The sequence below is a fragment of the Sutcliffiella horikoshii genome (assembly GCF_021991925.1).
GTDB lineage: Bacteria > Bacillota > Bacilli > Bacillales > Bacillaceae_I > Sutcliffiella_A > Sutcliffiella_A horikoshii_F.
In genome coordinates, this window is record NZ_RXZI01000004.1 from 83,710 (window position 1) to 106,397 (window position 22,688).

The following is a 22,688-nucleotide window of genomic DNA, read 5'->3' on the forward strand; positions in this document are numbered from 1 at the left end:
AAAAACGATTTCATTAGGGGGATATAGATATGGCTGAATTAAAATTAGATCACATTTATAAGGTATATGAAGGTGACGTAACTGCAGTTAAAGATTTCAATTTACACATTAAAGATAAAGAATTTATCGTATTCGTAGGTCCATCTGGTTGTGGTAAATCCACTACATTACGTATGATCGCGGGTCTTGAGGAGATTTCCAAAGGGGATTTCGTCATTGATGGAAAAAGAATGAACGATGTTGCGCCGAAAGATCGCGACATTGCGATGGTATTCCAAAACTATGCCCTATATCCACATATGAATGTATATGACAACATGGCATTTGGTTTGAAATTACGTAAATTCCCTAAAGAAGAAATTGATCGTCGCGTGAAAGAAGCAGCGGCAATCCTAGGCTTAGAGCAATACCTAGATCGTAAACCAAAAGCATTATCCGGTGGTCAGCGTCAACGTGTGGCATTGGGCCGTGCAATCGTACGTGATGCAAAAGTATTCTTAATGGATGAGCCTTTATCCAACCTTGATGCAAAGCTTCGTGTTGCGATGCGTGCGGAAATTTCCAAGCTTCACCAACGTCTGCAAACTACTACTATTTATGTAACGCATGACCAAACAGAAGCAATGACAATGGCAACACGCCTTGTTGTAATGAAAGATGGGATCATCCAACAGGTTGGTTCTCCGAAGGAAGTTTACGAGAACCCTGAAAACGTATTCGTAGGTGGGTTCATCGGATCCCCAGCAATGAACTTCTTCAATGGTAAACTAGAGGATGGTTCGTTCACAATCGGTGAGCAAAAAATTACGGTACCAGAAGGAAAAATGAAAGTACTTCGCGATCAAGGATACGTAGGAAAAGAAATAATCCTTGGAATTCGTCCGGAAGATATCCATGATGAGCCTGTATTCATCGAATCATCTGTAGGAAGCACAATCACAGCAGTTATTGAAGTTTCTGAGCTTCTTGGTGCAGAATCTATGTTATACTCTCAAATTCACGGTCAAGATTTCGTAGCACGTGTTGACTCCCGTACAGATGTGAAGCCTCAACAACAGCTTCAACTTGCGTTGGATATGAACAAATGTCACTTCTTCGATCTTGAAACAGAATCTCGCATTCGTTCTAAGTAATATAGCTAATCTGAAACAGGCCCTAACAGGCCTGTTTTTGTCTATTTGAGTCTTGTTTATTCTTGAATAGTAATAATTTGCTCGTTTTGGCAAACTGCACAACTGATCAGATGGGCACAAACATGGTTTTCCAGACTATTCAGGTCTCCATCCACCAACTTTAAAAGGTTTATTTCCATGTAAGCACTATAATCATCCAGATAATCCGTAACTTTTCCTGTATCAATCATCATGCTCCCACAAGAGCCGCACATACCAGTGTAATTTTCAAATCCATTACATAGCGGACAAATCTCCATAACGGTTCCTCCAATTGCATTCATCTCTGCTTCTTTATAATTTTTACATTTTACCAGTAAATATCCCACATTCCCCCAAATTTAGATTATCCATAAATTACCTTAAATTAAATGAATAAGGATATTATGAATTTCCTATAATACAAGTAACAACTTATCACCCGATGGACCGAGCCTAGAAGGCAGCAGAATTCTCTGCACTCACTGGTGCAATCCCAGTTGGTCCAGCCAAAACTATATTACGAGGAGATGAATCACATCATGGCAAGCAGAAACAATTCGTCTAATCAATTAGTAGCACCTGGAGCTCAAGCAGCTATCGACCAAATGAAGTACGAAATCGCAACTGAATTTGGTGTAAATCTTGGTGCAGACACAACTTCTCGCTCTAACGGATCTGTTGGTGGAGAAATCACTAAGCGTCTAGTTCAAATGGCTGAGCAATCCCTAGGCGGAAGATAAGTAACAGTTTTACTAGTAACAAATAATTTTATATGTATGGCTGAAGACACCTCAATTTTTGGGGTGTCTTTCTTAATATGGCAAAAAACTATAGCATTTAATTTATGGATTATCTTTCAATTTCATGGGGTATAAATATATAGATTTTACGTTTTACATAAATTTGAAGAGGAGGATATTTCATGCATTGGTATTTAGAAGGTTTTAGAAATTATTTTAACTTTAGTGGGAGAGCTAGAAGAAAAGAGTATTGGATTTTCACACTAGGAAATTTCGTTATATTCTGGCTATCGGCTATTTTACTTGTGAGCCTTTTCCCAAATAATGATACACCTGGTGTACTATTCCTATTTGTTTATGGGGTTGTTATGTTTTTACCTAGCCTCTCCATTACCGTTCGCAGATTGCATGATATCGGAAGAAGCGGTTGGTGGAATTTACTGGCACTTATACCCCTGATTGGCTGGATCCCCATTTTCGTCTTCACTTGCATGGAAAGTGAATCTGATAATAAGTATGGACCAAATCCAAGGAAGCTTCCTGCTGTCTATAAGGAAGAAACCATTGCCCGTTAGATTAGATAATTACACCTAAATCATATACACTATAATTAAAATGATGAAGGTGGCGTTATGGTTGAGAATTGTGTTAGTCGGTGGCGGCCATGCACATTTAAAGTGCTTAGCTAGGATAAAAATAGAGAATGCCTCATTAAACCATTCCGTTATCCTGATATCCCCAGACCGTTATCAATATTATTCCGGTATGTTTTCCGGATTTACAGAAGGGATTTATTCGCTCGATGACATCAGGATAGATCTGAAAAACCTGGCAGAACGTGCGGGTATCACTTTTATAGAAGAAAAGGTAGTAAACGTCTCTGTTTATGATAAGACTTTAACCACGGAAGACGGAGCTATAGTTCCATTTGATGTGGTTTCATTTGACATAGGTTCTAATATGGAGATCCCCCCTTCTTTTGCAGAGTGGTTAATGCCTATCAAGCCGAATTATCTATTTGCAGAGAAAATCATATCCTATCGGAAAAAGGAATACCCCGTTGTGGTAGGTGGAGGGGCTTCAGGTGTCGAACTCGCCTTGGCAATGACCGCCTGGCGAAACACGAACGGATATCCTCAAAATGTCACCTTGATTACCTCTTCCACCCCATTACCCTCCTCATCAAGGAAAGCAACGACTATAATCAGAAATGTTGCAGCCTCTAAAGGACTCAGGATAATAGAAGGGGATACTGTAAAAGAAATGCATGGCACTCATATCACTACGAAAAATCAGGTAAATCTCCCTCACTCCCATGTACTGTGGGTAACCGGCCCCAGGGCAAGCGGTATTTTTCATGATAGTCACTTGCCTTGTGATGAAAACGGCTTCCTACTTGTTAAGAATACGCTCCAAGCGAAGGGGATGCCTTATATTTTTGGAGCAGGAGATTGCATTACAATGGAAAAACACCCACAACTCCCTAAAAACGGCGTTTATGCGGTAAGACAGGGTGAATTGCTTTGGGAGAATATTACACGATATCTAAAAAAGGAAACATGTCGAACATTCAACCCCCAGCGTCATTTCTTATCCTTGATTTCCACTGGGAATCAAGAAGCTTTATTTCAATATGCAAATTTCACATTCCACCATAAGATAGCATGGAAGCTAAAACACAAAATAGATGTTGCTTTCATGCGAAAACATCAATAATAAAGCCCCTTACGTAATAGTAAAGGGCTCGTGTGTAGTAAAGTCCAAAAATGATAAATACCTCTAGTTGATCGCAGTGGAAGGAGCGGAGACTCCTGCGGGAGGAAGGGACAGGGAAGACCCCGCAAGGCGTAGCCGAGGCCACTGAAAAACCCAATAACTTATCGTTCAAATGATTTCTAGCTGTTAATTGGAGCAATAGGCGCAGACTCCTGCGGGGGGATAGCGACAATCTTGAGACCCCGCAGGGCGCAGCTCGAGGAGGCTCAAGGTCGCCCCGCGGAAAGCGAAGCCGTTTGCGGAGATTAACAGCGGTGTTAACCAGATTATTAACAATCATTAATTTTTCAGTGGCCTTGGCGTAGCCAGAGGAGGCTTCCGGACCGCCCGCGGAAAGCGAAGCTCCTGCAACGGAGATCAACTGTTTCAACAGTTAACCTAACTAAATTATAGTTTGTCAACAGTCTGAGCCCTTTACGTAATAGTAAAGGGCTCTTGTAAATGTAAAATTATACATTACTTTCTATCAAACGCAGAAACTGCTTTGTTCTCACATTTTTGGGATTTTCAAAGATATCCAAAGGTGTCCCCTGTTCTACTATTTTTCCATCATCCATGAAAATCACTTCATCTGCCACTTCTCTCGCAAACTTCATTTCATGGGTTACAACCACCATTGTCATGCCTTCCTGCGCGAGCTCCTTCATCACTCTGAGCACCTCGCCCACTAGTTCCGGATCAAGGGCAGATGTCGGTTCATCAAAGAGCATCACTTTCGGTTCCATGGCGAGCGCCCTTGCAATTCCTACACGCTGTTGCTGGCCACCAGAAAGCTGAAATGGATAGAAATCAAGCTTGTCTCCAAGCCCCACTTTTTCAAGAAGCCTACGGGCTCGCTCTTCCACTTTCTTTTTCGCTTCTTTTTTTACTGTAATCGGACCTTCCATCACATTTTGTAAGGCCGTCATATGGGGGAACAGGTTGTAACCCTGAAACACCATCCCGGTCAATCTTCTAAAGTCAGCTATCCTGCTTGATGAAACTTTAGCAGAAAAGTCCAGAGATTGTCCATCAATCTCCACTTTTCCTGATGTTGGTGTCTCTAATATATTCAAGCAACGCAGAAGGGTGGTTTTTCCTGATCCGGACGGACCGATGACCACGACCACCTTCCCTTGCGCCACATTCAAATCAATTCCTTTTAATACTTTCAATTCTCCAAATTGCTTATATAAGCTCTCTACTGAAATCATCTTTTGAGCTCCTTTATCATTTAGCTACGTAGCGGTCTAATCGTCGCTCTACCCTTCCTTGGACAAGGGATAGGCAGAAGCAAATTACCCAATAGATCAAGGCTGCTTGAGTGTATAATAGCAAAAATTCATAGTTAGTAGCCGCTATCTGCTGTGCCACTCTGAACATTTCGGTAACCAAGATCAAGGACGCAAGTGATGTATCTTTCACAAGACTGATAAATGAATTTGAAAGCGGTGGAATGGATACACGGGCTGCCTGAGGAAGAATGATTCTTCTCAATGCCTGCGAATAGCTCATTCCCATGGAATATGCCGCTTCCCATTGCCCTTTTGGCGTAGATAGGATGGCAGCGCGGATTATTTCGGATGCGTATGCCCCTACGTTCATTGAAAAAGCAATGACTGCTGCAGGAAACGGATCAATTGTGACTCCGATAGAAGGCAACCCGTAGAAAATAATAAATAGTTGTACCAATAGCGGAGTCCCTCTTATGATGGAAACGTAAACTCTCGCAAGCATCTCTAAAGGTTTTATCGGAGAGATTCGAGCCAATGCCGTTAGTATGGCAATCGTCAAGCCGATACTAAATGCGGAAAGAGTAAGTGGTATGGTAGTAAACAAAGCTCCCTTCACCAAAGGGAGAAGGGAGTTTTGTGCGATTGTCATCCATCTTTCAAGACGTTCCGGATCAGTAAGGATACTAGTTAAGTACATTTTCACCAAACCATTTCTCTGCAATTTCTTCGTACGTTCCGTCTTCAATGATTTCAGCAAGTGCTTGATTCACAGCTTCTACAAGCTCGTCACTGCCTTTACGGAACATAAAACCACTTTGCGCTGCGTTGTCAGATTCTGCCACGATTTTAATTGCAGCATTCGGACGGTTCTTTTGGAAATCAAGTACGGACAATTTATCATTAATCGTGACATCCACACGATTTGAGTTTATTAATTCAATTGCTTGATTGAATCCTTCCACCCCTTCAATTTCCGCATTGTATTCACGAGCAATATCCGCATAGTTGCTTGTTAGGGATTGCGCGGATTTTTTACCATCGATATCTTCAAAGCCATTAATTTCGTCATTATCCTCTTTTGTGACAAGTACGGCAGCTGAAGTGATGTAGTGATCAGAAAAATCATATTTCTCTTGACGATCCTCACGAATACCTACTTGATTTGCAATCATATCAAAGCGCTTAGAGTCAAGACCTGCAAACATGGCATCCCATTGGGTTTCCATGAACTTTGCTTCTACACCCATTTTCTCTGCTATCGCCTCAGCAATTTCCACGTCAAAGCCTGTCAATTTCCCTGAATCATCATGAAAAGTAAATGGCGGATATGTACCTTCTGTTCCAATTAGAAGCTCGCCTTCCTCTTCTACTTTGCTTAAAAGATTGTCTGTTTCTTCTTTAGGAGCATCTCCTGTTGAACCGTTGTTATTAGATGTACCACAAGCGGCAAGTACCACTGCTGATAGCAAAAGAAGTGCTAAAACGGATAGTAAATTCTTCTTCATTTTGTTAAACCCCCAGTATTCTTATATGAATTATTTAATTGCAACATACTGTATAGTATAAAATGTTGAATCAATTGTCAAAGACTTTGTTTTCCTTTTTACTATTCCCTTATTATTTTTAAAATAGGCCTTTTTCTCAAAGATTGTTGCTATTCTCTAGTTAAAAGTCTACTTAAAATAACAAAAGGTCATGGAGGTTAATCCCCATGACCTGTTCATTATCCTGCCAACCCTTTACTTCCCTGCTGCAATTCATACATCTGATAATATTTTCCTTTTCTCTCCATCAGCTCATCATGATTGCCTCGTTCTGATATTTCTCCACGATCCAAGACAAGGATTTGATCTGCATTTTTAATAGTAGAAAGTCGATGTGCAATGATAAAGGTCGTTCTTCCTTTTTTGAGAACTTCCAAAGCCTGTTGAATAATGGCTTCGGTTTCTGTATCAATGCTCGCTGTCGCTTCATCCAATATAAGAATTGCGGGGTCAAATGCAAGTGCACGCGCAAAAGAAATAAGCTGTCGTTGTCCTGAAGACAAGGTACTACCCTTTTCAATGACAGGTTCGTCGAGCCCATTCGGTAGTGCGTTGATGAAATCAATGGCACCTACGTCCTCCAGTGCTTTTTTGACCCGCTCGATAGTAATCGAAGGATCATCCAAGCTTACATTGGAAGCAATGGTTCCACTGAACAGGAACGGATCCTGTAGCACAATGCCCATATGTTGTCTGACTGCCTGCTTTGGTAAATCCTGAATATTCTCTCCATCTATGATGATTTTTCCTTTTTCAATATCATAAAAGCGAAATAGGAGGTTCATGATGGAGCTCTTCCCGGATCCTGTATGCCCTACAAGTGCGACAGTCTCGCCTTTATGGGCTGTAAAAGAAATGTCTTTCAGAACATACTCGTTCTCCTTGTAACCAAACCAAACGGAATCAAACGATACATTGCCTTCGTATCGCGGGTGCTTGACATCGGAAACCTGGATGCCGGCCTCATCCATCAATTCAAAGACACGTACTGCAGAAACACGCGCTTGTTCCAGGTTTGCCAGCTGGTTCACCATTCCCGTGATTGGCCCGAACATTCTTCCCAAGTAATCCACGAAAGCGTAAAGAACCCCTAGAGAAACCATCGTGCCGATTCCAAGCGATGCGCCGCCAAAATACCATATGACCACGACAAAAGAGATATTTCTTAATACCCCTACAAGATTATGGGAGGTCAAGGCATTCAAACTTAACAGCTTATTTTGATAAGAGAAATGCTGCTCATTCCAGCCCTCGAATTCTTCCTTCGCCTTCTTCTGACGACGGAAGGCTTGAATGATGGGCATACCTTGTATCGATTCATTGATATTACCGTTGATATCACTTAAAAGTGCACGTATTTTATGGTTGTAGACAGAAGCATATTTTCGGTAGAAAATGAACCAAACAATCAAGATCGGAATCAATGCCAGGCAGATTGCAGCTAGCTTTACATCAAGTAAAAAGAGGGCAATATAAATTCCAGTGATATAGATCAATCCGGAAAAGAAGGTAGCCAATACGGTCACATACAATTCCTTGATCGTTTCTGTATCATTTGTAATCCTTGAAACTACTTTACCTGCTGGCAAGTGATCAAAATACTGGATTGGCAGCTTCTGAATCTGACCAAACACATCCTCCCTCATCTTCTGGATGATGCGATTCGCAGAAGTCTGCAAATAATAGCTTTGACCGTACTGGAAGAAGGATGCCAAAACTAGCAGAGCAAAGTAAAGACCAACCAAGTAAATGATGTATTTTACATCCGGCTCATAAAAGCTGATCAATTCACTATTGGAAAGCCTCTTAGCAGGATAGGATTCCTGTTCGCCACTACGGCTGATGATCAGTTCACCGTTTCGTGCCTTCCTCTCCCCATCAAAACGAATATCAGAAGGAATGAAGTAATATTCTCTACCTACCTGAAGGATTCTTACCGTATTCTCTGATGTAGGGTTTATCCCAATCCGATCCTCCCTGACATAGTACTTCCCTTGGAAGAACACGCGGTCTTTGCCGTCCTCTTCCGTCGCAATCCAGGCTTTCTCAATTCCCAGGATATGATTATCAATCATTCGTTTTGCAATGAAGGGGCCAGTCAGTTCCGCTGCAACCGCAACCGAGAGCATCAGTAATGCAAGGATGATTATTTTCTTTTGAGTTAATGCATATTGAAATAGGCGTTTGCCTGATTTTATTTTTTTCATGTTAAAACTTCGCCTCCTTTTGGCGACTGAACCTGTTGCCGTTCAAACTGTTCTTTGTACCACCCTCCGATGGCCATCAATTGGTCATGCATGCCCGATTCCACAATTTCCCCGTCCTCAAGAACGATGATCCAATCTGCATGCTGGACACCTGATAACCGGTGGGTAGAGATAAGTGTTGTCTTTCCAGCCCGTTCGTTTCTTATATTTTCTATGATGGTCGCTTCCGTTTTCGCATCCACTGCCGATAAGGAATCATCCAAGATGAGTATTTCAGGATTGGCAATGAGTGCACGTGCAATAGATATACGTTGCTTCTGCCCACCTGACAAGGAGACCCCTTTCTCACCGACCAACGTCTGTAATCCTTCTGGCAGCATCTCCAAATCTTTTTCAAAAGCAGACGACCTGATGGCCTGTGCAATCTCTTCCGTTGTGGCGTCTTCTTTTCCAAAAAGTATGTTCTCTTTGACAGACCTCGAAAAAAGAATATGATCTTGTGGTACATACCCAATCCATCCTTGGATGGTGTGGAGCGAAATTTGTTGTAGATCTACCCCATTGATGCTGATTCTTCCAGTTCCAAGTGGATATTCCCTTAATAGTTGTTTAATCAATGTCGTTTTTCCACTACCCGTTTTCCCGACGATCCCAAGAGTCTGCCCTGCTTTTAAATGAAAGGAGACATCTTTTAAATTATCTACTGTAGAGGAAGGGTATCTGAATGTAACCTGATTAAATTCAATGGAGTCAGGTTGAGCAACATCCACCAACTCAGGGTGATCTGCGACATCCTGTTTGTAGGAAAGTGTCTCATTGACGCGATCCAACGATGCATTCCCTCTTTGCATGACATTGATGAGTTCACCAATAGCAAACATCGGCCAGATCAACATCCCGAGGTAAACGTTGAATGCCACAAGTTCCCCAAGTGTTATGGTTTTGTGGAAAACCAAGTATGCACCGTATCCAAGACCAATCAGGTAGCTTGCACCTACCAACAGTTTTATAGTCGGCTCAAATAAAGAATCAATGATGGCAACCTTCACATTTTTCTTATAAACATCATCTGTCATCTGATGGAATCTGCCCTGATCCGCCCTTTCCTGTACATAAGCACGAATGACCCGCACTCCCGCAATGGATTCGAGTACTCTGTCATTCATGTCTCCAAAAGCATCCTGCGCTTCTGTAAAACGCTGATGAATTTTCTTCCCATAGATATTCATGGCAAGTGCCATTAGTGGCAATGGAATGATAGCTGCAAGCGTCAATTTCCAGCTGATCATAAAGCCCATTGTCCCTAAAATGATAAGCATGAACACGCTTGAATCAATCAGTGTCAATACACCGAAGCCCGCTGTCGTCGAAATTGCCTTCAAGTCGTTGGTTGCGCGGGCCATTAAATCCCCTGTCCGGTTCTTTTCATAAAAGGTTGGTGTCATCTTTAACAAATGCCCCATCAATTTTGAACGTAGCGACCTTTCCACCAAAAAAGAACTACCGAACAGCTGGTACATCCAGGTGTAGGTGATTCCGTAAATGACAATGGCCAATACCATGAGGAATACCACATACTGCATGAGTTTTTCCGGCGTGAATGCCCCAACCTGTATATCATCAATCGCCATCCCGATCATTTTCGGCGGGATAACTTCTAAAATACCTGCAAAAATAAGTAATGCAATGGCAATCGTATATCTCTTCCAATGTTCCTTAAAAAACCAACCCAATTTTCCTAGTACTGAAAACATAATTGTAAACTCTCCCTTCTATGCTGAATTCCAGTTTCTTGCTACCCTCCATCTGAAGCCACTTTGTACATCATCAAACGAACATAAACACTTTGCATAGTCAATTCCTCCTGATATTCCGGAAGAGTTATCTCTTTCGGTAATTAATCTACTGGGAAATTATAGAAATAAAACAAAATAAAAAGGTGGCATACCGAACGTTACTCGGTATGCCACCTTTTCTCTCCATAAAAAAAGCACACGTCACGCCCTGTTGGTGACCTGTGTTCCCTACAAAGATATCTGAACAAATTTAAAGAAACAGAGATGAGTTACAAACTAGCCTCATATCTTTTAGGACAGGTCACAAGATCTATTAAATTGTGGATGTAGCCAGCTTTGCCATCTTTGCCATCTTTGTTCATTCCAATAGTTGCTATCATCAACTTAATCATCTTCATAACCTCCCTTTCCTTTAAATTAAAAAAGTTTCATATAATTTCCACTTTTTAAACTTACCACCGTAGACAAGCACTTGTCAATCACCAATTTAACCAAAATTAAGATAGTTTAAATATTTCAGCCATGTTACATTTGTTAAATTAAAAGAAGGGGGACAGACCCACACAGGAGTTTCCCCTTCCACAGCGAAGCCTCATGCATTTTTGGGCATTTGTGTTCTCCCCTTGCTATTTTTGGATTAAACTGTTATTCTAAAGAAGAATTATTTTTGTTCGGTATGTAAGGATTCAAAGTTAAGATTTAACTTTCGCCTTGATATTTCTAAGAGCAAGAATAGTAATACATTGTGTGGCAAGCACACTAGGAGGTAACAACATGTTACAAGGTACAGTAAAATGGTTTAACGCAGAAAAAGGTTTCGGATTCATCGAGCGCCAAGACGGAGACGACGTATTCGTTCACTTCTCAGCGATCCAAGGCGAAGGTTTCAAATCTTTAGAAGAAGGTCAATCTGTTACATTTGAAATCGTTCAAGGTAACCGTGGCGACCAAGCTGCTAACGTTAACAAAGCATAATCTATAACACAACATATAAAAGGCTCCCAGTGATGGGGGTCTTTTTGTTTTGCCCTTTGTAGATTAATCCCTCCCATCCTCCCCCATTCCATCTCAACTTGTGACTAATTTGTTAAAGATGCATTTAATATATTACTTTAAATACATTCATCATTTATAATAAAGATGTATTTAAAATATATCTTTAAAGGGGAGGCATTTTAAGATGCTTAGCTCAAAAACAATTGAAATTGTTAAATCGACCGCTCCAGTTCTAGCAGTGAAGGGTGAGGAAATTACCACCCATTTCTATAAAACTTTATTTACTAATCATCCTGAACTATTAAATATCTTTAATCATGCTAATCAAAAGAAAGGACGCCAGCAAACCGCTTTGGCCAACACCGTCTATGCGGCAGCTACATATATCGACCAGCTAGAAGTCCTTTTGCCTGCTGTAAAGCAGATAGCCCACAAGCATCGAAGTTTGGCCGTTAAACCGGAACATTATCCAATTGTTGGGGAACATCTACTTGAAGCCATAAAGGCAGTACTTGGAGAAGCGGCAACAGATGAGATTATTGAAGCATGGGGAGAAGCCTATGGAGTCATTGCAGATGTGTTCATCTCTGTAGAAAAAGAGATGTATGAGGAAGCGGCACAACAGCCTGCCGGTTGGGAAGATTTCAAAGACTTTGACGTGGTGGAAAAGGTGGAGGAAAGCGAGCTTATTACTTCATTTTACTTGAAGCCATCTGACGGGTCTGCTGTACCTTCTTTCGCTCCTGGACAGTACATCACCATCAGAATCTCCATACCAGGAGAAAAGAATTTATTCAATCGTCAATACAGTTTATCTGATGCAAGCAACGGGGAGTGCTTCCGAATCTCTGTCAAAAAAGAAAATGGTGATCCTGATGGGGTAGTATCCAATTACCTTCATGATCATGTGGAACCAGGTCATACATTGGAAGTAACAGCACCGGCGGGTGATTTTATACTTGAAACGAAACAAGCTTCCCCTGTTTACTTAATAAGTGGAGGTGTGGGTATCACACCAATGCTAAGTATGTTGAAGACCATTGCCAAAGAACAACCGACACGACCAGCCACTTTCATTCACGCAGCCAGAAATGGTTCAGTACATGCATTTAAAGATGAAGTCAGAGAAGCCATTGAAATAATGGAGAACGGGAAAAAGCTTTTTGTTTATGAAAATCCATCAGATGAGGATGTAAGATTAGGATCTTTCCATGAACAAGGCTACATTACGGAAAATATGTTAAAAGGCTTAAACATCGATAAAGATGCGCTGTTTTATGTCTGTGGACCAGTTCCATTCATGAAATTTGTCATCTCCATGCTTGGAAAACTTGGAGTCGCTGAGGAAAATATCAGATACGAGTTTTTTGGACCTTCCATTGATATGAAGAAGGAAGAAGAAATGGCGGTTAAATAAATGGTCGAGTGGGCTTGCTGCTTGTTTGCAGCAGGCTCTTTGTTGTTTACCTTGATTTTGAATTTGAATGAAGTCAAAAGTTAAAGTCAAAAAAATACCCCCACTCTCATTCAAGAGCAGGGGACTACATGCAAACATGTTATAAAGTAAATGGTGATTTCATTATATCATTTATCGGGAGGTTTAGTGAATATTTTTTGACAATGTTGTGAAAAGAGCAATTCTTAGGCGTTTGCTATTCATTAGTGCTGTTAATGATGGTTGATCGGTTAGTGGTAGATGGGGATGGTGAGACTGGCTTTCTAGATGGGTGTTAAGCTCAAATGTCCGAAGTTTTCGGTTTTTTGTCCAAAGTTTTTAAAAAGGTGACCGAAGTTTCACAAAAGTTATCCAAAGATTTTGTAAAGTTGTCCGAACGAAATTTTCAAATTTCCAAACACCTTAATTTCTTGACCGAAGACCTTATATAAAAGTCCGAAGCCCCCTCATGAATACATAATAATTGTCAGAAGCTTACAGATAAATGTCCAAACCGTATTATTAGAGTTAGATTGTCACCCAAATTGAGCAATTTTAGTCCATATTTTCTTCTTCACTCTAATTTTCACCCCACCACAAAGGTCAATCTCCTCTTAACACTGCCTGCCCTTTAACCATTCGTTCTCTGCACCTTTTCTATGCACCGAGAAAACGATTCAGCCGCTGCAACAGGTGAGTCAGCTTTTGAGATAGCCGAGATCACCGCAACTCCATCTGCTCCAGATTCCAATACCGCCCAAGCATTTTCAACTGAAATACCGCCAATTCCCACTATCGGGACGGTAATGCCCGCATGGCGAATTTGCCTGATAACCTCTGGCCCTTTCACTTCCCTGATGTCTTTTTTGGTGGTAGTGAAGTACATGGGTCCCACTCCTATGTAATCAGCTCCAACCCTAACAGCTTCAGCAGCCTCCTCCACTGTGTGACAGGAAACACCGATAACCATTCCGGGCGTTAGCCGTTCCCTCACAAAAGTAAAAGAATCATCCTCTTGCCCGATATGCACGCCGTCTGCCTCGATTTCCACCGCCATCTCGATATCATCATTCACGATAAACGGAATATCATGCCTCTTACAAATTTCCTTAAGCTCCAAGGCAAAATCCCTTTTTTCTGCCCCCACCTTGGCCCCTTGTCCTTTTTCACGAAACTGGAAAAGAGTAATTCCCCCGTTGATGGCTTCCTGCAGCACATCCTTTGGGTCTCGACCATTGCAATCCACACTGCCCATCACAAAATATACATGTAACCATTCCCTCTTCATACGCCAACACCAGTTTTTCGGTATGCCCAGTGATTGGTTGGACCATGGCCACTACCTATTCCAAGTTCTTGCTCAATGGCAAGATGAATATAGCGTTTTGCCACCAAAATCGCATCTTCCACTGTGTAACCTTTGCCTAGTCCAGCCGCGATAGCCGCCGCAAACGTACAGCCGGTTCCATGAGTGTGTCTTGTATCAACGCGCATGCTTTTGAGCTCAATAAAGCAGTTACCATCATAGACGAGGTCAACTAACTCCTCCCCTTCCCCATGTCCGCCTTTAATGACAACATGGGAAGAGCCAAGTTTATGAAGCATGCGAGCCGCTTCCTTCCTCCTGTCCATTGAATCCAACGTCATTTCGGTCAGCACTTCCGCTTCAGGAATATTCGGCGTTGTGACAGTCGCGAGCGGGAGGAGCTTTTCGCGAATTGCCCTTATTGCATCCTCCTGTAACAGTTTTGCCCCACCTTTGGCTATCATGACAGGGTCCACCACTACATTTCCCCAGCCATATTCTGCAATCTTGTTGGCTACTGACTCAATGATGACGCCGCTGAATAACATTCCCGTTTTTAAAGCATCCGGACGTAAATCCTCTGCAATGGAATGCAATTGCTCCAATACCATGTCAACTGGTATCGGATAGACGCTTTGGACCCCTAATGTGTTTTGGGCGGTCAAGGCGGTGATGGCCGACATCCCATACACATCCAGCTCCTGAAACGTTTTAATATCAGCCTGGATGCCGGCACCTCCGCCACTATCGGAGCCTGCTATCGTTAATACTTTTGCTACCATAGATTTCTCAGTCCCTTATCCTAAATATCGGTGATACAATGTTTTTGCCCTCGCAATTTCTTTTGTCCCATGAACGAGCACCCTACCATCCTGGAAAGCTACCAGGCGATGCCCCTCCACTTGGAAGGAAATTAAATATGGGTTGGCTTCCACACCTATCCCTTGGGAGGTCAAAAGCTCTTTAATTGCCCTCAGACTCCTACCCCCAGACAATGTTTCCGCTGGTCTTATCTGCACGGAATCCCTTCCGCATAGGACAGCCGTTTTTGTCTGGTTTTCAAAAGATAAAAAAGGATACGCCTTATTTTCTCCACAACTTAAACATTCAAGGTTCTTCAATCCCGCTACATTCAAGGAGACATATTGATTTTTCCACAAATCGAAGGAAACGAGCTTACGATTGCAGTCCTTGACATTACCAGAAAGGATTTTCAACGCCTCTGCAACCTGATGAGCAACCACCATCCCAACAGCTGGGGCAATAATCCCGACTGTATCGCAAGTCGCACCTCCCAGGGGAACTGTTTTCAGCAAACACTGCAAGCAGGGGGTTTCACCTGGAAAAATGGTAAAAGAGATGCCGTAGCTCCCCACACACGCGCCATAAATCCAAGGAACACCATGCTTTTGACTAATATCATTCATGATCATGCGGATATCAAAGTTATCGGTCGCATCAAGCAACAGATCAAAACACTCATCTTTCACTAGCGCATCCAACATATCCGCCGTTACATCCGCAACTTGGGCATTTATTTCCACTTCTGAATTGATCAGCTGGAGCCGCTCCTTTGCTGCCACCGCTTTGGGCAGCTTTTCGTGTGCATCCTTTTCACAATAAAGCTGTTGACGTTGCAGGTTGCTCCACTCCACATAATCCCTGTCTATGATTGTGATCTTTCCGACTCCCGCCCTGACAAGAGCCTCCGCATTTCCCGTGCCTAATGCCCCTGCACCGATGAGTAACACGTGTTTTTCACCGATGCTTTTTTGACCGTCCACTCCAATCGGTGCGAACAAGGTCTGACGTGAATATCGATCCATTACCCGACACTCATTCCTTCACTTGGACTGCTGGCTGTCGCATAACGTTTCTTTTCCATTCTTCCAGCCTCATATCCAAGACGCCCAGCTTCTATCGCAAGTTTCATGGCTTCTGCCATTTTTACAGGATCTTTGGCTGCTGAAACGGCCGTATTCAATAGGACTCCATCCGCTCCTAATTCCATCGCCTTCGCAGCATCTGCTGGTGAACCGATTCCTGCATCCACGATAACCGGCACATTGGATTGTTCAATGATAAAGCCTAAGTTCAATTCGTTGATGATTCCTTGACCAGAACCGATTGGGGAGGCACCTGGCATGATGGCGTGGGAACCAAGCTCTTCTAGTTTTCTAGCAAGCACGACATCATCTGATGTATAAGGAAGTACAGTAAAGCCTTCTTTTAAAAGTTCTTCCGTCGCCTTCAGCGTTTCTACCGGATCTGGCAGTAATGTTTTCCAACAACCGATTACTTCCACCTTGATCATGTCGCAAAGACCGGAAGCCTTCGCAAGTTTTGCTATTCTTACAGCTTCTTCCGCCGTTTTGGCACCTGCTGTATTCGGTAACAACGTGTATTTCTCCAAATCTAGCTTTTCTAAAAAGTTTGGCTGACTTGCTTCAAAGATGTTCATTCTTCTAACCGCGAATGTTAGTATTTCAGATTCTGAAACATCCACCGCCTGCTTTTGAATATCAAAGTCTGGGTACTTCCCTGTTCCTAACAACAACCTAGAATTAAATGAATATGAACCAATTTTCAACATATTAACCGCCTCCTACGAAATGTACTAATTCTAATTGATCTCCATCTTGCACGTTCTCCGCCACATGGTGTTCCTTTTGCAAAATCTCTTTATTCTTTTCCACTATGACCACCTTCTGATCCAACTGAAAATGTTCTAACAATTCCGATACGGTCTTCACTGAATCCGGAATTTCCATAGCGTCACCATTAATGATCAATTTCAATTTATTCACCCCCCGCATATTCTTTTAATCTATCTAACTTGAATGCTTCCATATAATTCGGCATGGGGTCACCCTGAATCATTTTGGTCACAAGTTTTCCTGTGATGGGGGATAGTAGAATTCCATTCCGGTAATGTCCGGTAGCGATGACAAGATTCTTATATTTCGGATGATGCCCCAGATAAGGAAGACCATCCCCTGTTTGAGGACGTATCCCCGACCAGAATCTTTCAAAAGTGGCATACTTGACGGACGGAAGCACTCTCGCAACCTCCTCCATTAACTGATAAATCCCACCTACCGTAACATTTTCGGAAAAAGTGTCAGGGACCATCGTGGCTCCGATAACCAACCTGTTTCCACTTTTCGGAACAAGGTAACAGCTTTCTGTGAAAATTGTACTTGCGAGCAATGGTCGATCTGTGATGACAGAGAAGCACTCCCCTTTTACCGGATAGGCAGGAACTGTCACTCCGCACTCGCCAAGCAACCTTTTGCTCCAAGCTCCTGCTGCAATGACTACATTTTCCCCATGAAACGTTCCGTTGCTAGTTTCTACACCTCTAACGCTACATTTATCCATGACTAATGAGTACACATCAACATACTCTTTCACTTCCGCTCCAAGGTTGATTGCCGATTTAGCAAATGCATGGGTAAGTCGTTCAGGATTGACATGGCCATCCATGGGAATGTCCATAGCCCCCAACAGAGCATCCGAAAGTTGCCCCTCCCTTTCTGCTACTTGTTCCGGAGCAAGCCATTCTGCCCGTTCCCCTAGCTTTTGTTGAAAGGCAATCGTGCTTTTTAGGTGCCGTGCTTCTTCCTCGTTCATGGCAAGCTTCAGCATCCCTTTCTGCACAAGCTCCATGTCGATTCCCGAGTGCTCTTTCAGTTCGTATTGAAGAGACGGAAACATGGCCCTGCTTTCTTTGGCAATATCAAAAAGTGCTCCTTCTCTTGTCACTTCCACTTGTGCTCCAAGCATGCCGGCAGCTGCACTCGATGCCTTCCCCGCCAACTTCTCCCTCTCCAAAAGCAATACACTTTTCCCATCACGTGCAAGGTAGTATGCAATAGAGCAGCCATTGACACCTCCACCTATAATAATTGCGTCATATTTATTCATCCAATCTCCTCCTTTTCGGCAAACAAAGCTGCTTGAAAGGCTTTAGCTGCATGAACGTTATCTCCTGCATCCATAATTCCGGACATGACGGCGATCCCTCCAGCCCCGGAAGCCCTTAGCTCCTGGAGTTTATCAGGAGTTATTCCGCCAATCGCAATAACGGGAATTTTCAATGACCTGGTTAATCTTCTAAACTCCATCAGCCCTTTTGGGTTCAACCCCTTCTTGGAAGAGGTCGAATAGATATGGCCATATAGGATAAAATCAGCCCCGTCCAATTCTGCCTGTATTGCCTCTTCATAACTATGTACCGACTTACCGACTCTTAATTCAGGAAAATTTCTGCGAATCTCGGAAACTCCAAGACTATGATAGGCCAGTTGTACTCCGCCTACATTGAGCACATGGGCTACATCGACACGATCGTTTATGATGATCTTCCCGGGCCGGACCCCAGATCTAATCAGCTCGTCAACCAGTTCAAAAACCTCTTTTGCACTTCGGTGTTTTTCTCTTACATGGATATAATCCACTGAGTCATGGACTTCACACAAGATGGCAACAAGCTCTTCCTTTGTTTTTTTACCATCTGTAATAAGATGTAATTGCAAAGTTCCTCACCCTTATAAAATAAATCTTATATTTTTGTTTAACTCCTATTGAATTCCGTTCCAGGGGTTCGCTTTCCGCGAGGCGATGCTTGAGCCTCCTCACTTCGTTGCGGGGTCTCAATCTACCGCTACCTCTCGCAGGAGTCTCACCCCTTTCACTCCAATCAACAGGGGATTCTGGTGTAACATAGCAAAAGAATGCAAAAAACCCACTCTTTAACGTAAAGAGTGGGTTTCATCTATGTGTGGTATGTAAAGCCAACAGTGATAGAACATTTCCACTTCCCTACGCTAGTACAAACTAGATCAGGTTCAAAGGGTCTGGAAATCACTCTTTCCATCTCAGTCACTATTGACTCCCCTAGTGTTACGAGTTATTCATTTGATGGCTTCAGTATAGCACACAATTCCTGATTTTAAAAGAAATGCATACTATCCGCTGTATCTGACATCTGTTATCGGTACATAAGGTAGCCTTATGCCAAGATAAAGGGACAAAGCAATCATCAATAGGATTAAAAGCACAAACCACAGATCTTTCCGGGAGTAACCCAGCTCGTAATAAAAGGTACGATTCTTTTGATTACTGAAACGCTTCGCTTCCATGGCCATTGCAATTCGGTGTGCTCTCCTGATACTCTGGGAGAGTAAAGGGATGCTGTAAAAATACATCTTTTTCAACAAGCTCCCCTTCTGCTCCACTCCCCTAACGATCAGCGCCTTCCTTAAGGTAAGAAATTCCTCTAGAATTAACGGCAATAGACGGATACCCGCCATAAAGCTATATGCAAACTTAGGCGGTAGCCTCCATTGCTGCATCAGGGAATAAAATAAATATACCGGCTGGGTCGTCAGGGCAAAAATCAACCCACAAAAAGCAAATGTCAGTGACCGTAATCCTAGGTGAATTCCACGATAAAAACTTTCCTCCGAGATATTTATTAACCCAAATTCAAACCAGGTGGTATCTCCTCTTCCAAACAGGACCATAGAGATCGCGGAAGTGAAAAATAAAAAGAAAAATGGAACGAGCAATAGAAACTTCAGCTTATAGGATTGGCCTGTCATGAAAAGATAGACCAACAATAGAACACCTGTTAAGTTCGTCATCACATTGATATTATGAATGAACAGGACACCTATAAAGAGGAGGACCATCCCTGATAGTTTAAAGCTTGGATTAATATCATGCATCCAAGATTTATTTTTATAAAGCTCCAACTGCATCCTTTTCTCCCCTGCCTCTCAATCTCTCATTACTCCTCCTATCGATAAGCTGCCCATCTTTTACCGTCCATATGGTATCAGAGAACTCCGTTACGATGTGCTCATCATGTGTGACCATCAAGATAGCGACGCCTGCTTCCCTTAATCTTTCCAACCATTCCAGCATGGCAAACGTGTTTCTGCTGTCCTGTCCGAATGTCGGTTCATCCAACAGAAGGATATTCGGCTGGTTGATGACAGCAGCCGCTACACTCAACCTGCGTTTTTGTCCCATGGATAATTGGTACGGGTGGTGGTGACGCACATGGTCCAACTTGAAAAGTCTCAGCATCTCCTCTACTTTTTCTAAGACAAAAGCTTCGTCCATTTTCTTTAGACGCAGTGTATAGCCAACTTCTGCTTCCACGGTTTTGGTAACAAATTGGAATTCAGGGTTCTGGAAAACGAAGGTTACCAGGTCAGTGGGGATACTTTTGACCTTTTCTCCATTGATTTCTAGGGTACCTTCTGTCTTTATCAGCTTCATTAACGATTCGAGCAATGTGCTTTTCCCCGCCCCATTCTTTCCTATCATGGAAATCCATTCCCCCTTACGAATTTCCGCTTCCTCCACATAAATCTTTTTCTCTTTGCCACGAAATCCTGAAAGACCGTTCACTTTTAACACCGTTTTAGCCTCCATATTAAGCATGGAGAAGGGCTTTCTGTTTTTCAAATAATTCTCCCAAGCACCTGGGTACCATATGCCATATTCGTTTAAAAGAGAAAGCGAGGTGCTGAAAACATCTTGCGTCTTACCATCAACAACTATATTTCCAGCCTCATCCAACACGATGACCCTTTCCACGAAGTCGAGTAGCTGCTCCACTTTATGCTCCACGATGATAACTGTTTTATCATCTGCCACTTTCTTAATGGTGTCCCAAACTTCCCTGGTACCTTCTGGATCTAATAACGCGGTCGGTTCATCTAAAAAGAGCACGTCTGGCTCCATCGAGAGGACGGAAGCAATGGCAAGCCGTTGCTTCATCCCGCCTGAGAGTTGCTGGATTTTCATGTGGACATTCGGTAGATCCAACCCCACCATATCCAGGACTCCTGCAATTCTTTTATCCATCTGCTCTCTTGGAACAGCGAGGTTTTCCAGTACAAAAGCAAGTTCTTCATCCACATAAGGCATACAAAACTGTGCATCCGGGTCTTGGAAGACATATCCCCATGAATTGGGCAAGAGTTGCTCTTTTACAATTATCGGCACTTCCATAACATTCGGAATAAGTCCTGCCAAAACTTGAATGAGCGTAGATTTCCCACTGCCTGAGGGGCCAAGGATCAATACCTTCTCCCCCCTCCTGATCTTGATGGACAAGTCTTCAAATATCCTTTCTCCACCCGGGTATTTCAGTCTTAACTCGTCTAATTGTATAATTGGTTCCATCTTCGCCTCCCTATTGCCTTAAGGAATCATAATCATCCTTGCTCACCGGTCTCAGTAGGCTTGTGACTCCCGTTGCCTCTAGCGCTTTTACCAAAACATAAGCAAGTACTCCCGCTAAAAGGACTGCTCCAATCAAACGGAAAGATATGAGCAATGTTACATTCCACCATACATAATCAAACAGGTATCCCCTAAATAGGTCCAATAAAAGCGAACCGATACCTGCTGCGATACCCGCAAGCGATGCGACAATCACATCAAACCGCTTATAGCGGAAAGCCATAAATACCATTTCAGCAAAAAGTCCTTGTATTACACCATATATCAAAACCATCAACCCATATTCCGAACCGACCAGAAATTCACCTGAGGCGGCTGCCACTTCCGCCAGGAAAGCCACACCAGCTTTTCTAATCAGTAGATAAGCAACCGTCGCGGCAATGAACCACATGCCATATGTCAGCTCTTGAAGCTGTAGTCCGAATGGCGCCAGCACGTTATACACCGGAGCCCATATTTTATATACAATCCCGAATACGAGTGCAATAATGACCGTCACCAATATATCTGTAAGCTTTAATCCTTTGTTCATTTAAATCAAATCCCCCTACGCCTTCATTGCTGTTTCTGAAACCGGCCACTTCTCCAAGGTGTAGGCCATTTCCCAGAAGGAATATTCATACTGACTGCTGATGATAAAATACTCAAGCATTCTTTCTTTCTCTTCATCTGTCGCTTTTTCCGCCAATTCATCCAATCTATTTATTTGCTCTTCCACAAGCTCCTTGAACCATTCGCCACCATAAGCTGCAATCCATTCCTGATAGATTGGTTCAGCTGGAGTGCAGTCTTTTAATCTCTCACCAATTTCATAATATAACCAATAGCAAGGTAGCAGGGCTGCAATCACCTCTCCCAACCCACCGGTCAATACGGCGCGATACATATGGGAAGTATAAGCGTGTGCGGTCGGAGCTGCTTGGAATGCCGCCTTTTCTGCCTCTGTCACCCCAAGGCGGTTTGAAAAATTTTCGTGCAAGGATAATTCTGCTTCATATGTACCTTGTGCATGTGCCGCTAGTCTTGCTGTTGTTTGCAGATCAAAAGCTTTGGCCCCTGCATATGCTTGAACTTTTGCAAAGTGACTCAAATAGTAGGCATCCTGTAATACATAATATTTGAACGATTCTAATGATAAATTCCCCTCTGCTATTCCTTTTACAAACGGGTGATGGAAACTCGCCTCCCAAATGTGATCCGCTTTTTCCCTTACAAGTTGTGAAAATTTCATTCTTCATTCCTCCTAAATTGTTGGTA

General features: G+C 42.7%; 24 protein-coding genes and 1 riboswitch. Of the genes, 6 read left to right on the forward strand and 18 right to left on the reverse strand.

Annotated features, from left to right (window positions below; genetic code table 11):
• Positions 1 to 29 precede the first annotated feature (29 nt).
• Positions 30 to 1,133: an ABC transporter ATP-binding protein gene (locus EKQ44_RS12630; protein WP_237663919.1), complete on the forward strand. Its 1,104-nt coding sequence runs from the start codon at positions 30 to 32 to the stop codon at positions 1,131 to 1,133.
• Between the two features lie 56 nt (positions 1,134 to 1,189).
• Here the strand turns inward: EKQ44_RS12630 and EKQ44_RS12635 are convergent, their stop codons facing one another.
• On the reverse strand, positions 1,190 to 1,501 hold the full coding sequence (locus EKQ44_RS12635; protein ID WP_237663920.1) for a hypothetical protein: 312 nt from the start codon (positions 1,499 to 1,501) through the stop codon (positions 1,190 to 1,192).
• Between the two features lie 192 nt (positions 1,502 to 1,693).
• On the opposite strand from EKQ44_RS12635, the gene EKQ44_RS12640 reads away from it, so the two are divergent.
• From EKQ44_RS12640 to EKQ44_RS12650, 3 genes are all read left to right on the forward strand, one after another.
• The gene (locus tag EKQ44_RS12640; protein ID WP_223492651.1) at positions 1,694 to 1,894 is read left to right on the forward strand and encodes an alpha/beta-type small acid-soluble spore protein; all 201 of its coding nucleotides are present in this window, start codon (positions 1,694 to 1,696) and stop codon (positions 1,892 to 1,894) included.
• A gap of 182 nt (positions 1,895 to 2,076) precedes the next feature.
• Complete coding sequence (locus EKQ44_RS12645; RefSeq protein WP_237663921.1) at positions 2,077 to 2,469, forward strand: DUF805 domain-containing protein; 393 nt, start codon at positions 2,077 to 2,079, stop codon at positions 2,467 to 2,469.
• A 70-nt stretch (positions 2,470 to 2,539) separates the two neighbouring features.
• Positions 2,540 to 3,610: an FAD-dependent oxidoreductase gene (locus EKQ44_RS12650; protein ID WP_237664084.1), complete on the forward strand. Its 1,071-nt coding sequence runs from the start codon at positions 2,540 to 2,542 to the stop codon at positions 3,608 to 3,610.
• Positions 3,611 to 4,119: 509 nt separating this feature from the next.
• On the opposite strand, the gene EKQ44_RS12655 is transcribed toward EKQ44_RS12650, so the two are convergent.
• The 6 genes from EKQ44_RS12655 to EKQ44_RS21470 all read right to left on the reverse strand — a co-directional run bounded on the left by EKQ44_RS12655 (position 4,120) and on the right by EKQ44_RS21470 (position 10,823).
• Positions 4,120 to 4,863, reverse strand: a complete 744-nt coding sequence (locus EKQ44_RS12655) for an amino acid ABC transporter ATP-binding protein (protein ID WP_237663922.1) — start codon at positions 4,861 to 4,863, stop codon at positions 4,120 to 4,122.
• Between the two features lie 16 nt (positions 4,864 to 4,879).
• On the reverse strand, positions 4,880 to 5,581 hold the full coding sequence (locus EKQ44_RS12660) for an amino acid ABC transporter permease (RefSeq protein WP_237663923.1): 702 nt from the start codon (positions 5,579 to 5,581) through the stop codon (positions 4,880 to 4,882).
• On the reverse strand, positions 5,568 to 6,389 hold the full coding sequence (locus tag EKQ44_RS12665) for an amino acid ABC transporter substrate-binding protein (RefSeq protein ID WP_237663924.1): 822 nt from the start codon (positions 6,387 to 6,389) through the stop codon (positions 5,568 to 5,570). The genes EKQ44_RS12660 and EKQ44_RS12665 overlap by 14 nt, the downstream gene beginning before the upstream one ends.
• Positions 6,390 to 6,607: 218 nt before the next feature.
• A complete protein-coding gene (locus tag EKQ44_RS12670; RefSeq protein WP_237664085.1) occupies positions 6,608 to 8,626 on the reverse strand; it encodes an ABC transporter ATP-binding protein in 2,019 nt (672 codons plus the stop codon).
• Between the two features lie 5 nt (positions 8,627 to 8,631).
• Positions 8,632 to 10,389, reverse strand: a complete 1,758-nt coding sequence (locus EKQ44_RS12675; RefSeq protein ID WP_237663925.1) for an ABC transporter ATP-binding protein — start codon at positions 10,387 to 10,389, stop codon at positions 8,632 to 8,634.
• Positions 10,390 to 10,700: 311 nt separating this feature from the next.
• Positions 10,701 to 10,823, reverse strand: a complete 123-nt coding sequence (locus EKQ44_RS21470) for a hypothetical protein (protein ID WP_269151663.1) — start codon at positions 10,821 to 10,823, stop codon at positions 10,701 to 10,703.
• Between the two features lie 382 nt (positions 10,824 to 11,205).
• Between EKQ44_RS21470 and EKQ44_RS12680 the strand changes: the two genes are divergently transcribed.
• Complete coding sequence (locus tag EKQ44_RS12680; RefSeq protein WP_010198513.1) at positions 11,206 to 11,406, forward strand: cold-shock protein; 201 nt, start codon at positions 11,206 to 11,208, stop codon at positions 11,404 to 11,406.
• 205 nt (positions 11,407 to 11,611) lie between these two features.
• The gene (gene hmpA, locus EKQ44_RS12685; RefSeq protein ID WP_237663926.1) at positions 11,612 to 12,844 is read left to right on the forward strand and encodes an NO-inducible flavohemoprotein; all 1,233 of its coding nucleotides are present in this window, start codon (positions 11,612 to 11,614) and stop codon (positions 12,842 to 12,844) included.
• Positions 12,845 to 13,493: 649 nt separating this feature from the next.
• On the opposite strand, the gene thiE is transcribed toward hmpA, so the two are convergent.
• From thiE to tenA, 11 genes are all read right to left on the reverse strand, one after another.
• Positions 13,494 to 14,150, reverse strand: coding sequence for a thiamine phosphate synthase (thiE, locus tag EKQ44_RS12690; protein WP_237663927.1), 657 nt, complete (start codon positions 14,148 to 14,150; stop codon positions 13,494 to 13,496).
• The gene (gene thiD, locus EKQ44_RS12695; RefSeq protein WP_237663928.1) at positions 14,147 to 14,950 is read right to left on the reverse strand and encodes a bifunctional hydroxymethylpyrimidine kinase/phosphomethylpyrimidine kinase; all 804 of its coding nucleotides are present in this window, start codon (positions 14,948 to 14,950) and stop codon (positions 14,147 to 14,149) included. Before thiD ends, thiE begins: the two co-directional genes overlap by 4 nt.
• Positions 14,951 to 14,965: 15 nt before the next feature.
• Positions 14,966 to 15,994, reverse strand: coding sequence for a thiazole biosynthesis adenylyltransferase ThiF (locus tag EKQ44_RS12700; protein ID WP_237663929.1), 1,029 nt, complete (start codon positions 15,992 to 15,994; stop codon positions 14,966 to 14,968).
• On the reverse strand, positions 15,994 to 16,761 hold the full coding sequence (locus EKQ44_RS12705; protein WP_237663930.1) for a thiazole synthase: 768 nt from the start codon (positions 16,759 to 16,761) through the stop codon (positions 15,994 to 15,996). Before EKQ44_RS12705 ends, EKQ44_RS12700 begins: the two co-directional genes overlap by 1 nt.
• A 1-nt stretch (position 16,762) precedes the next feature.
• Complete coding sequence (gene thiS, locus EKQ44_RS12710; protein ID WP_237663931.1) at positions 16,763 to 16,966, reverse strand: sulfur carrier protein ThiS; 204 nt, start codon at positions 16,964 to 16,966, stop codon at positions 16,763 to 16,765.
• Between the two features lies 1 nt (position 16,967).
• Positions 16,968 to 18,095: a glycine oxidase ThiO gene (thiO, locus tag EKQ44_RS12715; RefSeq protein WP_237663932.1), complete on the reverse strand. Its 1,128-nt coding sequence runs from the start codon at positions 18,093 to 18,095 to the stop codon at positions 16,968 to 16,970.
• Positions 18,092 to 18,706, reverse strand: a complete 615-nt coding sequence (gene tenI, locus EKQ44_RS12720; RefSeq protein ID WP_237663933.1) for a thiazole tautomerase TenI — start codon at positions 18,704 to 18,706, stop codon at positions 18,092 to 18,094. The genes thiO and tenI overlap by 4 nt, the downstream gene beginning before the upstream one ends.
• A gap of 266 nt (positions 18,707 to 18,972) precedes the next feature.
• Positions 18,973 to 19,079, reverse strand: a riboswitch (TPP riboswitch).
• 59 nt (positions 19,080 to 19,138) lie between these two features.
• On the reverse strand, positions 19,139 to 19,933 hold the full coding sequence (locus EKQ44_RS12725) for an energy-coupling factor transporter transmembrane component T family protein (protein ID WP_237663934.1): 795 nt from the start codon (positions 19,931 to 19,933) through the stop codon (positions 19,139 to 19,141).
• Positions 19,914 to 21,371, reverse strand: coding sequence for an ABC transporter ATP-binding protein (locus EKQ44_RS12730; protein ID WP_237663935.1), 1,458 nt, complete (start codon positions 21,369 to 21,371; stop codon positions 19,914 to 19,916). The genes EKQ44_RS12725 and EKQ44_RS12730 overlap by 20 nt, the downstream gene beginning before the upstream one ends.
• Positions 21,372 to 21,381: 10 nt before the next feature.
• Positions 21,382 to 21,963, reverse strand: coding sequence for an ECF transporter S component (locus tag EKQ44_RS12735; protein ID WP_237663936.1), 582 nt, complete (start codon positions 21,961 to 21,963; stop codon positions 21,382 to 21,384).
• Between the two features lie 15 nt (positions 21,964 to 21,978).
• The gene (gene tenA, locus EKQ44_RS12740) at positions 21,979 to 22,662 is read right to left on the reverse strand and encodes a thiaminase II (protein ID WP_237663937.1); all 684 of its coding nucleotides are present in this window, start codon (positions 22,660 to 22,662) and stop codon (positions 21,979 to 21,981) included.
• Between the last annotated feature and the right edge of the window lie 26 nt (positions 22,663 to 22,688).

What these genes read in the sequence shown, in the direction of transcription:
- EKQ44_RS12630 (WP_237663919.1), top strand. Translation starts at nt 30, where the DNA reads ATGGCTGAATTAAAATTAGATCACATTTATAAGGTATATGAAGGTGAC.
- EKQ44_RS12640 (WP_223492651.1), top strand. Translation starts at nt 1,694, where the DNA reads ATGGCAAGCAGAAACAATTCGTCTAATCAATTAGTAGCACCTGGAGCT.
- EKQ44_RS12645 (WP_237663921.1), top strand. Translation starts at nt 2,077, where the DNA reads ATGCATTGGTATTTAGAAGGTTTTAGAAATTATTTTAACTTTAGTGGG.
- EKQ44_RS12655 (WP_237663922.1), bottom strand. Translation starts at nt 4,863, where the DNA reads ATGATTTCAGTAGAGAGCTTATATAAGCAATTTGGAGAATTGAAAGTA.
- EKQ44_RS12660 (WP_237663923.1), bottom strand. Translation starts at nt 5,581, where the DNA reads ATGTACTTAACTAGTATCCTTACTGATCCGGAACGTCTTGAAAGATGG.
- EKQ44_RS12665 (WP_237663924.1), bottom strand. Translation starts at nt 6,389, where the DNA reads ATGAAGAAGAATTTACTATCCGTTTTAGCACTTCTTTTGCTATCAGCA.
- EKQ44_RS12675 (WP_237663925.1), bottom strand. Translation starts at nt 10,389, where the DNA reads ATGTTTTCAGTACTAGGAAAATTGGGTTGGTTTTTTAAGGAACATTGG.
- EKQ44_RS21470 (WP_269151663.1), bottom strand. Translation starts at nt 10,823, where the DNA reads ATGATTAAGTTGATGATAGCAACTATTGGAATGAACAAAGATGGCAAA.
- EKQ44_RS12680 (WP_010198513.1), top strand. Translation starts at nt 11,206, where the DNA reads ATGTTACAAGGTACAGTAAAATGGTTTAACGCAGAAAAAGGTTTCGGA.
- hmpA (WP_237663926.1), top strand. Translation starts at nt 11,612, where the DNA reads ATGCTTAGCTCAAAAACAATTGAAATTGTTAAATCGACCGCTCCAGTT.
- thiE (WP_237663927.1), bottom strand. Translation starts at nt 14,150, where the DNA reads ATGAAGAGGGAATGGTTACATGTATATTTTGTGATGGGCAGTGTGGAT.
- thiD (WP_237663928.1), bottom strand. Translation starts at nt 14,950, where the DNA reads ATGGTAGCAAAAGTATTAACGATAGCAGGCTCCGATAGTGGCGGAGGT.
- EKQ44_RS12700 (WP_237663929.1), bottom strand. Translation starts at nt 15,994, where the DNA reads ATGGATCGATATTCACGTCAGACCTTGTTCGCACCGATTGGAGTGGAC.
- EKQ44_RS12705 (WP_237663930.1), bottom strand. Translation starts at nt 16,761, where the DNA reads ATGTTGAAAATTGGTTCATATTCATTTAATTCTAGGTTGTTGTTAGGA.
- thiO (WP_237663932.1), bottom strand. Translation starts at nt 18,095, where the DNA reads ATGAATAAATATGACGCAATTATTATAGGTGGAGGTGTCAATGGCTGC.
- EKQ44_RS12725 (WP_237663934.1), bottom strand. Translation starts at nt 19,933, where the DNA reads ATGCAGTTGGAGCTTTATAAAAATAAATCTTGGATGCATGATATTAAT.
- EKQ44_RS12730 (WP_237663935.1), bottom strand. Translation starts at nt 21,371, where the DNA reads ATGGAACCAATTATACAATTAGACGAGTTAAGACTGAAATACCCGGGT.
- EKQ44_RS12735 (WP_237663936.1), bottom strand. Translation starts at nt 21,963, where the DNA reads ATGAACAAAGGATTAAAGCTTACAGATATATTGGTGACGGTCATTATT.
- tenA (WP_237663937.1), bottom strand. Translation starts at nt 22,662, where the DNA reads ATGAAATTTTCACAACTTGTAAGGGAAAAAGCGGATCACATTTGGGAG.